The sequence below is a fragment of the Streptomyces sp. SM11 genome (genome assembly GCF_002910905.1).
Lineage (GTDB): Bacteria > Actinomycetota > Actinomycetes > Streptomycetales > Streptomycetaceae > Streptomyces.
On the sequence record NZ_NEUE01000183.1, the window covers coordinates 1 to 10,905 of the forward strand.

The window sequence follows — 10,905 nt, forward strand, 5'->3', positions numbered from 1 at the left end:
CGGGAAGGGGGCGGCCAGTCTGCTGCGCGAGGCCCTGTCCACGGTGCGGGCCATGGGCACCACCGCGCAGATCGTCGTACGGGCCGACTCGGCGTACTTCTCGCACAAGGTCGTCGACGTCTGCCGCAAGGCCGGCGTGCGCTTCTCCCTCGCGGTCGCGGTGAAGAAGACCATCCGCACCGCGATCGAGCAGATACCCGCCGACGCCTGGACGGCGATCGCATACACGAACGCGATCTGGGACAGCGAGGAAGACCGCTGGATCTCCGACGCGGAGATCGCCGAGATCCCCTTCACCGCGTTCACCAGCAAGAAGAAGACCTTCCACACCACGGCCCGCTTGATCGTGCGCCGGGTCAAGCGGCTGAACCCGAAGTCGGTGCCCGACGGGCAGGCCGAACTGTTCGGGGTCTGGCGCCACCACGTCATCTTCACCGACAGTCCGTTCGTCCTGGCCCGGGCCGAGCCGATGCACCGCGAACACGCCTGCGTGGAGCAGGTCTTTGCCGATCTGGAGGACTCCGCCCTCGGCCACCCGCCCTCGGGGAAGTCCACCGCGAACGCCGCCTGGCTGACCCTGGCGGCCGCCGCCCACAACCTCACCCGCGCCGCCGGCCGCCTCGCCTCGGTCTTCCACGCCAAGGCGCGGACCGGCACCATCCGCCGGCACCTGATCCACATCCCGGCCCGCCTCGCCACCCGCGCCCGCACCATCACCCTGCACCTCCCCGAACGCTGGCGCTGCGCCGACGACTTCACCGACCTGTGGACGGCCACCGGACAACGCGCCCAGACCTGACCCGCCGGACCGACCGCCCGCCCACGACCCGAAGACCTCGGAGAACTAGCCACCGGAACGGCCATCCGGAAAACACCACTGCCCAAATCCGAGAATCCACCCCGAAAGCGATCACACCGCGCAATCAGAGATCACGCGGTGGATCGAGGCTCAAGCGTTGGGGCCTGTCGTTCCAGCGCCCGGACAAACGGGTCGTCGGGCAGGGCTCGGAGGCCGTGGCGCACTGGCAACAGGAGACTTAGCCGAAGGTCTGCGCGAAGCCAAAGGCCAAAGGCTGCGAGGTCCTCTTCGTCGGCCGGACCGGTATCCGATCCGGCCAGGTCACTGGTCGTACGTGGGGTGAGGAAGGGAAGACGCCCGTGGTGCGGCGGAGCGGGAACCGGTTCTCGGTGTACGCGATGTCGGCGATCAACACCAAGGGCCGGATGCCCTCCATAATGTTCGCCGGGAGCTTCGCCGTCGAGGTGACGTGCCACTTCCTCGACCGGGTCGCCGGCCACTTCGGCCACGAGGAGTATCTCGTTATTGACGGGTGTTCCGCTCACGGGTCCAAGAGGATCCGCGACTGGCTCGTCGCCTACCTCGACGATGTCGAACTGCTCTTCCTGCCGCCGTACTCGCCCGAGCTGAACCCCAACGAGCTGGTCAACGCCGATCTCAAGAATAGCCTGCCCCGGCAGCACCGGGCCCACGATCAGGCCGAGCTCGCCGCCGAGCCCCGCGCTGCTTCCGCCGACGTCAGCGTCAGCCGCTCATCGTCCGCAGCTACTTCGGCGGCCCACAAGTCCGCTACGTCCTGGACGAGAACCTCATGATTTTCTGATCAATGGGTTCTGGCGATCATCGCACTGGACGCGAACGGTTTGCCGCCGACAGGCACGCGCGTTCGGCGGCCACCAGCAAGGTGGCCGCCGTCCGTGGCTCGTCGCTCGTCGCTCGTCGTGGGGGGGGGCATGCCAACCGTGATGCCGGTGAAGCGACGGTGAGGCCGCATCGCCGCCTGCGAGGCGCTCGCGGCGTTCGACATCCGTGGCGCGCTGGGCCGGATCGACGCCCCCACGCTGGTCCTGGTCGGGGCGGAGGACCAGGTCACCGGGCCCGCCGAGGCCCGCACACTGGTCGCCGGGATACCGGACGCCCGCCTGGCGCTCGTGCCCGGCGCCTCGCACCTCGCGCCGGTCGAGCAGCCCGCCGCCGTCAGCGACCTGCTGCTGATGCACTTCTCCACCGCCTGGCAGCAGGACACCTCTGCCTCGATCCCCGTGCCGCCTCTCGTCCCCGGGCCCGCGACCCCCACCACCCCGTTCGCTCCGGCGGCCGAGATCGCCCCGGCCGCCGAAGCCCCCGCGCCGACCCCGGACGACCGGCACGAACAGGGCACGAAGGTACGCCGCGAAGTGCTGGGCGACGCCCATGTCGACGTGGTGAACACCTCCGCCGACGGTTTCACCGACGACTTCCACGAGCTGGTCACCCGGTACGCCTGGGGCGAGATCTGGAGCCGGGACGGCCTCGACAGCCGCACCCGCAGCTGCATCACGCTCACCGCGCTCGTCGCCTCCGGCCACCTTGAGGGCCTGGCCGCGCACACCCGCGCCGCCCTGCGCAACGGCCTGACGCCCGCCGAGATCAAGGAAGTTCTGCTCCAGACCGCCGTCTACTGCGGCATCCCGGCCGCCGGGGCCGCCTTCGCCATCGCGCAGAAGGCGATCCAGGAGGAAACCACGCCGCCCGCGTAGCAGGATGGAGCCATGAACGCATCGCCTCGAGCACTCACCCTCACCAAGAAGACCCACTCCTGCGTCCGGATCGAGAAGGAGGGGCGGGTCCTGGTCATCGATCCCGGGGGCTTCTCCGAGGACGACGCGGCGCTCGGCGCCGATGTTGTCCTGGTGACGCACGAGCACCCGGACCACTTCAGCGAGGCGCGGCTGCGGGCGGGCCTGGAGGCGAATCCGGCGGCCGAGATCTGGACGCTGCGCAGCGTGGCAGAGCAGCTCTCGGCGGTCTTCCCCGGGCGGGTGCACACCGTGGGCGACGGAGACGCGTTCTCCGCCGCCGGATTCGACGTCACCGTGCACGGCGAGCTGCACGCGGTGATCCACCCGGACATCCCGAGGATCACCAACGTCGGCTTCCTCGTCGACGGTTCGGTCTTCCACCCCGGTGACGCGCTCACTGTTCCCGAGCGCCCCGTCGACACGCTGCTGCTACCGGTGATGGCCCCCTGGAACAAGATCTCCGAGGTCATCGACTACGTGCGCGAGGTCAAGCCGCGACGCGCCATCGACGTCCACGACGCCCTGCTGACCGATCTGGCGCGGCCGATCTACGACAACCAGATCGGGGCCCTGGGCGGCGCGGAGCACGGCCGGCTGGCCCCGGGCGGCGTCACCGAGCTGTGAGCCCCCGGCGACTGTCAGTGGGAGCCGCTAGGTTGGCTGACATGCGCATCGCCACCTATAACGTCAATTCGATCACCGCCCGGCTGCCGAGGCTTTTGGCCTGGCTGGAGAGCAGCGGCACCGATGTGCTGTGCATCCAGGAGACCAAGTGCGCGGCGGAACAGTTCCCCACCGCCGCCCTCGCCGAGCTGGGCTATGAGTCCGCGGTCAACGCCACCGGCCGGTGGAACGGGGTCGCGCTGGTCTCCCGCGTCGGCCTCTCCGACGTCGTCACCGGGCTGCCCGGCGGCCCGGAATACGACGGTGTGCAGGAGCCCCGCGCGATCTCGGCGACCTGCGGCCCGCTGCGCCTCTGGTCGGTGTACGTGCCCAACGGCCGCGAGGTCGAGCACGAGCACTACGCGTACAAGCTGCGCTGGCTGGAGGCCCTGCGGAAGGCCGCGGCGGCGGACGCGGCGGGGTCCCTGCCGTTCGCGGTGCTGGGTGACTTCAACGTGGCCCCGACCGACGAGGACGTCTGGGACCCGGAGCTGTTCGTGGGCGCCACGCATGTGACGCCCGCCGAGCGCGCAGCCCTCGCGGCCCTGCAGGCGGAGGGCCTCAGTGAGGTGCTGCCCCGCCCTCTCAAGTACGACCGCGCCTACACGTTCTGGGACTACCGCGAGCTGCGGTTCCCCAAGAACAAGGGCATGCGGATCGACCTGACCTTCGGCAACGCCCCGTTCACCGCCGCCGTCAGGGACAGCTACGTCGACCGCGAGGAGCGCAAGGGCAAGGGTGCGTCGGATCACGCTCCGGTGGTCGTCGACCTCGACCTCTGAGCCAGGATCCACGGAGTGGAGGCCGCGCCCTACTGACAACCCAAGGTTGACGCCAGGCTGGTGTCAATCTACGGTTGACGCATGACGCAGCCTCTTCCCGCCACACCGTCCGTGCGCCTCGACGACCTGATCGAGGTCATCAAGAAGTCCAACAGTGATGCCCTGGAGCAGCTCTCCGGCGCCGTCATCGCCGCCGACCACCTCGGCGATGTGGCCGACCATCTGATCGGCCACTTCGTGGACCAGGCGCGCCGCTCCGGCGCCTCCTGGACGGACATCGGCCGGAGCATGGGGGTCACCCGCCAGGCGGCCCAGAAGCGCTTCGTGCCCAAGAAGGGCGACGGCGCCTCCGACCTCGACCCGAGCCAGGGCTTCGGCCGCTTCACCCAGCGCGCCCGCAACGTCGTCATGGCCGCCCACAACGAGGCCCGGGCCGCCCGGCACGCCGAGATCCTCCCGGCTCACCTGGTGCTCGGCCTGCTCGCCGAGCCCGCATCCATCGCGGCCAGGGTCCTCGCTGGCCGGGAGGTCACCCCGGACGCCCTCCGTACGGCGGCGACCGCCGCGCTGCCGGCGGCCTCCGCCGAGGTGCCCGAGCTGATCCCGTACGACGCGGACTCCCGCAAGGTCCTGGAGCTGACCTTCCGCGAGGCGCTCCGGCTCGGGCACAACTACGTCGGCACCGAGCACATCCTGCTGGCGCTGCTGGAGTCCGAGGGCGGATCCGGCGTGCTGAGCGGCCTCGGCGTGGAGAAGGAAGCCGCCTCGGCGGCCGTGGACGCCGCGGTGACCGAGGCGGCGGCCGCCCTCCGGCAGCAGAACTCCTGACCGGCCGGCCCGGGCGCGGGCGGCGGGACCTCAGTGCACCGAGAACCCACCGTCCACGAACACCGACTGCCCGGTGACGTACGCCGAGGAGCGCCCCGCCAGGAACACCGCGGCCCCCGCGAAGTCCTCCGCGAGGCCGTTGCGGCCGACCAAGGTCCGCGCGGCGAGCGAGGCCACCTTCTCCGGGTCCGAGGCGAGGCGCTCGTTCAGCGGCGTCAGCACGAACCCGGGCACCAGGGTGTTCACGGTGACGCCGCGCGGGGACCACGCCTCGGCCTGGGAGCGGGCCAGGGACTCCAGGCCGCCCTTGGACACCCCGTACGCACCGCTGTTCACGAAGGCCCGGTGCGCCTGTTGCGAGGTGACGTGGATGATCCGCCCGTAACCGCGCTCGGCCATACCGGGCCCGAAGCGCTGCCCCAGCAGGAACGGCGCCTTCAGGTTCACCGCCATCGTGGTGTCCCAGACGTCCTCGCCGAGCTCGGTCATCGGCGGACGCAGGTTGATCCCGGCGCAGTTCACCAGGATGTCCGGCTCCCCGAACGCCTGCGCGGCCTCATCCGCCCCCGCGCGCACGCCCTCGGCGGTGCTCAGGTCCGCGCTCACCCAGGCGGCCCGGCGGCCCTCGGCGGTCAGCTCGTCCACGGTCGTCCTCAGCTCGGCCTCCCGGCGGGCCACCACGACGACGCCCGCGCCGGCCCGGGCCAGGGCGCCGGTGATCGCCCGGCCGATGCCGGAGCTGCCGCCGGTGACCACCGCCACCCGGCCTTCCAGCGAGAACAGTTCCGAAACGTAAGCGTGTGCACTCATGTGCGTACTCTAGATATCTGCTCGGATCCCCGGTCGGAGCAGGGTGGGGGATCGGTGAACGCCGCGCGCCCTGTGGTGCGGAACCTGGCCGGGATGGGACCCTAGTGGTATGAACATCCCTTTCTTGGACAACTGGCGTAAGCGCCAGGGTGGTACGCATTCAGGCGCACTCGCCGCCGCCGTCGAGGCAGACCCCGACGGGGTGGCCGAACTGCTCGCCGAATGCGAACTGCTGCGCGTCCGGGCGGGGCAGCACGGACTCGAACTCGACGACACCCCAGCCTCGTTGGCCGCGCTCGACCAGCTGCCGCCCCGCTGGCGCGACGACCCCGAGGAACTTCCCTGGCTCGGCAACGACGCCGGTCTCTATCTCGGTACGGTGATCGTGCGGACCGTCCTGGGCGCCGCGTGGGACGTCTGGCCGAGCGGCCAGCCCGTGGTGCGGCTGGAGTCCGGGCGGGAGATCGACGTCGTCGGGGCCGGTCTCGACTGGGCGATGGCGGGCAGCCCGGAGCTCTCCCAGGTGTACGCGGAGTCCGCGGAGAACTGAGCCGGGAGCAGGTCAGGGCCTGCTCTCCTCGCCTAATCCAGTTAAAAAGCCTTTTGCGCCATTTACGCGTGTCGGGTGCGAAGTCCCTTTTCGCGATGGATAGTTTGCGCTGACCTCGACACAGCGACAAGTGGGTAGGGCAGCGCATGGCCGTCGATCCGTTGATCGAACTGAGGGACGTCAACAAACACTTCGGAGAGTTGCACGTACTTCAGGACATCAATCTCACCGTCGGCCGCGGGGAGGTGGTGGTGGTCATCGGCCCCTCCGGCTCAGGGAAATCCACCTTGTGCCGGGCGATCAACCGGCTGGAGACGATCGAGTCCGGCAGCATCACGATCGACGGCAGGCCCCTTCCCGCGGAGGGCAAGGGGCTGGCCCAGCTCCGTGCGGAAGTCGGCATGGTCTTCCAGTCGTTCAACCTCTTCGCCCACAAGACCGTGCTGGACAACGTCTCGCTGGCGCAGCTCAAGGTCCGCAAGCGCAAGAAGGAGGAGGCCGACGCGCGGTCCCACGAGCTGCTGGAGCGGGTCGGCCTGGCCGCCCACGCCGACAAGTTCCCCGCCCAGCTCTCCGGCGGCCAGCAGCAGCGCGTGGCCATCGCCCGCGCCCTCGCCATGGACCCCAAGGCGCTCCTCTTCGACGAGCCCACCTCGGCGCTCGACCCGGAGATGATCAACGAGGTCCTCGAAGTCATGCAGCAGCTCGCCCGGGACGGCATGACCATGGTCGTGGTCACCCACGAGATGGGCTTCGCCCGCTCCGCCGCCAACCGCGTCGTGTTCATGTCCGACGGCTGTGTCGTCGAGGACCGTACCCCGGAGGACTTCTTCACGTCCCCGTCGAGCGACCGCGCCAAGGACTTCCTGTCCAAGATCCTCAAGCACTGAGGGGAGGCTTCCATGTTGCGTACGAGGAACACGCGTACGGGCAGGGCCGCCACCCTCGTGGCCGGTCTCCTGCTCGCCGCACTCGCCGCGGGCTGCGGCAAGGACGGCAGCCCGCCGGTCAAAGGGCCCAAGGCCGAGGCCCTGCCGGAGTACCAGGTCGACACCGGCTTCGAACTGCCCGACTCCCGTACCTGGACCAAGGCGAAGAGCCGCGGCCATCTGGTGGTCGGCGCCAAGGAGGACCAGCCGTACCTGGGAGAGAAGGACCCGGCGAGCGGAATCTACTCCGGGTTCGACATCGAGATCGCCCGGATGCTGGCGGCCTCGCTCGGCTTCGAACCGCAGGCGATCCGCTTCCGCACGATCGCCTCCGCCAACCGCGAAACGGCCTTGCAGAACGGCCAGATCGACTACTACGTCGGCACCTACACCATCAACGACATGCGCAAGAAGCTCGTCGGCTTCGCCGGCCCGTACTACATGGCGGGCCAGGGCCTGCTGGTGCGCACCGACGAGGACGACATCAACGGGCCGCAGGACCTGGCGGGCAAGACCGTCTGTTCGGCGGCCGGCTCCACGCCCTACCAGCGCATCGCCGCCGACTACCCCGGGGCGACGCTCGTCGCGTACGACACGTACTCGATCTGCGTCGACAACCTCCTCACCTTCCAGGTCGACGCCGTCACCACCGACGACGCGATCCTGCTGGGCTTCGCGGCCAAGGCGCCCGACGAGATGAAGGTCGTCGGCAAGCCCTTCTCCGAGGAGCCGTACGGCATCGGCGTACCGCGCGGTGACGACACGCTGCGGCTCGCGCTCGACGACGCGCTGGAGGCCAACGAGAGAGACGGCAACTGGCAGAAGGCGTACGAAGCGACGCTGGGGCTCTCCGGAACGCCCGCGCCGGCCCCGCCGCCCATCGACCGCTACCCGGCCAACTGAGGGGACGGCCCCACCCATGGACGTACTGACAGAGAACTTCTCCCTCTACGGCAAGGGCTTCCTCGGGACCGTCGAGCTGACCGTCTACGCCTCCGCGCTGGCGCTCGTCCTCGGCTTCCTGATGGCGTCCTTCCGGGTCGCGCCCGTCGGCTCCTTCCGGGTGCTGGGCACGGTCTGGGTCACCGTGCTCCGCAACACCCCGCTGACGCTGCTGTTCTTCGCGGTCCTGCTCGGTCTGCCCCGCTTCGGGCTCGTCCTGCCGTTCCAGGTCTTCGCGGTGCTGGCGCTCGGCTGCTACACCTCCGCGTTCATCTGCGAGGTGCTGCGCTCCGGCATCAACACCGTGCCCAAGGGCCAGGGCGAGGCCGCCCGCAGCCTCGGGATGAACTTCGGCCAGACCCTGAGCACCGTGGTGCTGCCGCAGGCGTTCCGGTCGGTGATCCCGCCGGTCGGCTCGACCCTGATCGCGCTGGCGAAGAACTCCGCGATCGCCGGGGCGTTCAGCGTCACGGAGCTCCTCGGCACCTACAAGACGCTCAACGAGCTGGGCTACAGCATCATCTGGTCCTTCATCTGGATCGCCGTCGGCTACCTGATCATCACCCTGACCATCAGCGCGGTGTTCAACGTGATGGAGAAGCGCTGGGGAGTGGCACGATGACCAAGACCCTGACCCGCAGGCCGTCGCTGCCCGCGGCCACCGCGCTCTACGACATCCCCGGACCGGTGACCCGCAAGCGGCACCTGGTGTACGGGATCGGCTCGACGATCGTGATCCTGGCGCTCCTCGGCTGGATCGTCCATCTGCTCTTCGACACCGACCAGTTCACCGCCGAGAAATGGACGCCCTTCGCGTACAAGGGCATCCAGGAGCTGCTGCTGCGTGGGCTCGGCAACACCCTCAAGGCGTTCGCGTACGCCGCGGTCCTCTCGCTCGCGCTGGGCGCGGTCCTCGCGGTCGGCCGGCTCTCCGAACACCGGGCGCTGCGCTGGATCTCCACCTTGCTGGTCGAGTTCTTCCGGGCCATGCCGGTACTGGTGATGATCTTCTTCATCTTCGTGGCGCTGAAGGTCCATCCGCTGCCCGCCCTGGTCGCCGGACTGACGCTCTACAACGGCTCCGTCCTCGCGGAGGTGTTCCGCACCGGGATCAACTCCGTGGACCGGGGCCAGCGCGAGGCCGCGTACGCGCTCGGCATGCGCAAGACACAGGTCACCACGTTCGTCCTGGCCCCCCAGGCCGTACGCGCGATGCTGCCGACCATCATCAGTCAGCTGGTGGTCGCGCTCAAGGACACCTCACTGGGCTATCTGATCACCTACGAGGAATTCCTCCACGCCGGAAAGCTGATCGCGTCGAATCTCGACTACGATCTTCCCTTCATCCCCGTCGTGATGGTGATCTCTCCGATCTACATCGGGATGTGCATGCTGCTCTCGTGGTTCGCCACCTGGGTGGCCCGTCGTCAGCGGCGCAATCCGAAGACGGAGGCGGTGGGGGTGGCCCCGGCCGAACCGGGGACGCTGCTGCCGGGAGGACAGTAGCCGGGCCCTGCCCGCCCGGCAGCAGTCGGTGATCACTTCTCGCGCAGCGGGACCGAGAGATGACTCGGGTCCGTGGAGGGCGAGGAGAAGGTCAGCTGCGCGCCGGTCGGGTTGGCCTGAGTTAGCTTGACTTAGCTCTAGTGTTTCGTGATCCTGTCGTTGGAACTTGATGGCGCGTCGCTTCGTTAGCCTGTTGTGGATCTCTCTTCCGAACAGATCGATGAGCTGCGGGAGTTGGCGGGCAGCCGTCATGCCCCTGCCGATGCCGCTCTGCGGGCCCGCCTGGTGCTGTGGACGGCCGAGGGGCGGCGACGCAAGGACATCGCCGAACTCGCAGGAGTCGCACCGAATACGGTGGACCGCGCCAAGGCCCGTTACCTCGTGGGCGGGATTGCCCAACTGGCTTCCCGGAAACCCGGCGGCGGACGCGATCAGGTCCCCGCGACCACTCGGGCCCGGGTGATCGCATTGACGAAGACAACCCCGCCGACGGAATCGGGGCTGTCCCACTGGTCCACGCGGACGCTGGTCAATCACATGAAGCGGCGCGAGGGCATCTCGGTGTCCTGGCACTACGTCGCCCGCATCTGGCGGGAGGAGAACCTCAAGCCGCACCGGAACGGCACCTTCAAGATCTCGAAGGACCCCGCATTCGCGGACAAGGTCGCCGATGTCGTCGGCCTGTACCTGGCCCCGCCCGGCGGCGCGGTGGTGCTGTCCATTGACGAGAAGACGCAGATACAGGCGCTGGACCGAACCCAGCCGGTACTGCCGGTCACCTTCGGCGCGGGCGAGAAGCGCACCCACGACTACGTACGGCACGGCACCACCAATCTGTTCGCCGCCCTCAATGTCCATACCGGTGAGGTGACCGGCGAGTGCAGGCCGAGCCGGAACGGGGCAAGCTTCCTCGCCTTCCTGAAGAAGGCGACCAAGCCGCACGCCGGCAAGGAGATCCATGTCGTCCTGGACAACCTGTCCACGCACACCACGCCGGAGGTGAAGGCATGGCTGGAGAAGAACCCCCACATCCGCTTCCACTTCACTCCCATCGGTTCCTCATGGTTGAACCAGATCGAGATCTGGTTCGGGATCCTGACTCGGCAGTCCATTCGCCGGGGCACGTTCTCCAGCGTCAACGTCCTGGTCAAGCAGATCCGCGACTACATCAACTCCTGGAACGAGGACGCGAATCCCTTCACCTGGACCGCGTCCGCCGAAGAGATCCTCGCGAAGGTCCGCGTCGTCCAGACCAACATGAAGAAACTCGTTAATAACAACTCAAACTGACACGATCAGGATCACGAGACACTAG

12 protein-coding genes and 1 pseudogene are annotated in these 10,905 nt (G+C 68.7%); 12 read left to right on the plus strand and 1 reads right to left on the minus strand.

The window, feature by feature from the left end; genetic code table 11:
* The 6 genes and pseudogenes from B9S58_RS16650 to B9S58_RS16675 form a co-directional block, all read left to right on the plus strand.
* Positions 1-799 (plus strand): transposase (locus B9S58_RS16650; protein WP_181009339.1); only part of this gene is annotated, 799 nt, incomplete at its 5' end.
* 305 nt (positions 800-1,104) lie between these two features.
* The gene (locus B9S58_RS16655) at positions 1,105-1,614 is read left to right on the plus strand and encodes a transposase (RefSeq protein ID WP_103532892.1); all 510 of its coding nucleotides are present in this window, start codon (positions 1,105-1,107) and stop codon (positions 1,612-1,614) included.
* A gap of 177 nt (positions 1,615-1,791) precedes the next feature.
* A pseudogene (locus B9S58_RS16660) lies at positions 1,792-2,538 on the plus strand (carboxymuconolactone decarboxylase family protein); the annotation flags it as partial.
* Positions 2,539-2,550: 12 nt separating this feature from the next.
* Positions 2,551-3,204: an MBL fold metallo-hydrolase gene (locus B9S58_RS16665; RefSeq protein WP_103532893.1), complete on the plus strand. Its 654-nt coding sequence runs from the start codon at positions 2,551-2,553 to the stop codon at positions 3,202-3,204.
* Positions 3,205-3,245: 41 nt separating this feature from the next.
* The gene (locus B9S58_RS16670) at positions 3,246-4,025 is read left to right on the plus strand and encodes an exodeoxyribonuclease III (RefSeq protein WP_103532894.1); all 780 of its coding nucleotides are present in this window, start codon (positions 3,246-3,248) and stop codon (positions 4,023-4,025) included.
* Positions 4,026-4,106: 81 nt separating this feature from the next.
* Positions 4,107-4,853, plus strand: a complete 747-nt coding sequence (locus B9S58_RS16675) for a Clp protease N-terminal domain-containing protein (RefSeq protein ID WP_103532895.1) — start codon at positions 4,107-4,109, stop codon at positions 4,851-4,853.
* 30 nt (positions 4,854-4,883) lie between these two features.
* Here the strand turns inward: B9S58_RS16675 and B9S58_RS16680 are convergent, their stop codons facing one another.
* The gene (locus B9S58_RS16680; RefSeq protein WP_103532896.1) at positions 4,884-5,663 is read right to left on the minus strand and encodes an SDR family NAD(P)-dependent oxidoreductase; all 780 of its coding nucleotides are present in this window, start codon (positions 5,661-5,663) and stop codon (positions 4,884-4,886) included.
* 109 nt (positions 5,664-5,772) lie between these two features.
* On the opposite strand from B9S58_RS16680, the gene B9S58_RS16685 reads away from it, so the two are divergent.
* The 6 genes from B9S58_RS16685 to B9S58_RS16710 all read left to right on the plus strand — a co-directional run bounded on the left by B9S58_RS16685 (position 5,773) and on the right by B9S58_RS16710 (position 10,880).
* Positions 5,773-6,213, plus strand: a complete 441-nt coding sequence (locus tag B9S58_RS16685; RefSeq protein WP_103532897.1) for a DUF6278 family protein — start codon at positions 5,773-5,775, stop codon at positions 6,211-6,213.
* A 146-nt stretch (positions 6,214-6,359) separates the two neighbouring features.
* Positions 6,360-7,103, plus strand: coding sequence for an amino acid ABC transporter ATP-binding protein (locus B9S58_RS16690; protein ID WP_103532898.1), 744 nt, complete (start codon positions 6,360-6,362; stop codon positions 7,101-7,103).
* 12 nt (positions 7,104-7,115) lie between these two features.
* A complete protein-coding gene (locus tag B9S58_RS16695) occupies positions 7,116-8,045 on the plus strand; it encodes a glutamate ABC transporter substrate-binding protein (protein ID WP_103532899.1) in 930 nt (309 codons plus the stop codon).
* Positions 8,046-8,061: 16 nt separating this feature from the next.
* Positions 8,062-8,706 carry an amino acid ABC transporter permease gene (locus B9S58_RS16700; protein WP_007454866.1) on the plus strand — a complete coding sequence of 215 codons (645 nt, stop codon included), beginning with the start codon at positions 8,062-8,064 and terminating at the stop codon, positions 8,704-8,706.
* Positions 8,703-9,590 (plus strand): amino acid ABC transporter permease, encoded by an 888-nt coding sequence (locus B9S58_RS16705; protein WP_103532900.1) that lies wholly within the window; start codon positions 8,703-8,705, stop codon positions 9,588-9,590. The genes B9S58_RS16700 and B9S58_RS16705 overlap by 4 nt, the downstream gene beginning before the upstream one ends.
* 195 nt (positions 9,591-9,785) lie before the next feature.
* Entirely contained in the window at positions 9,786-10,880 is a 1,095-nt protein-coding gene (locus tag B9S58_RS16710; protein ID WP_103531692.1) for an IS630 family transposase, read from the plus strand.
* The last annotated feature ends 25 nt before the right edge of the window (positions 10,881-10,905 follow it).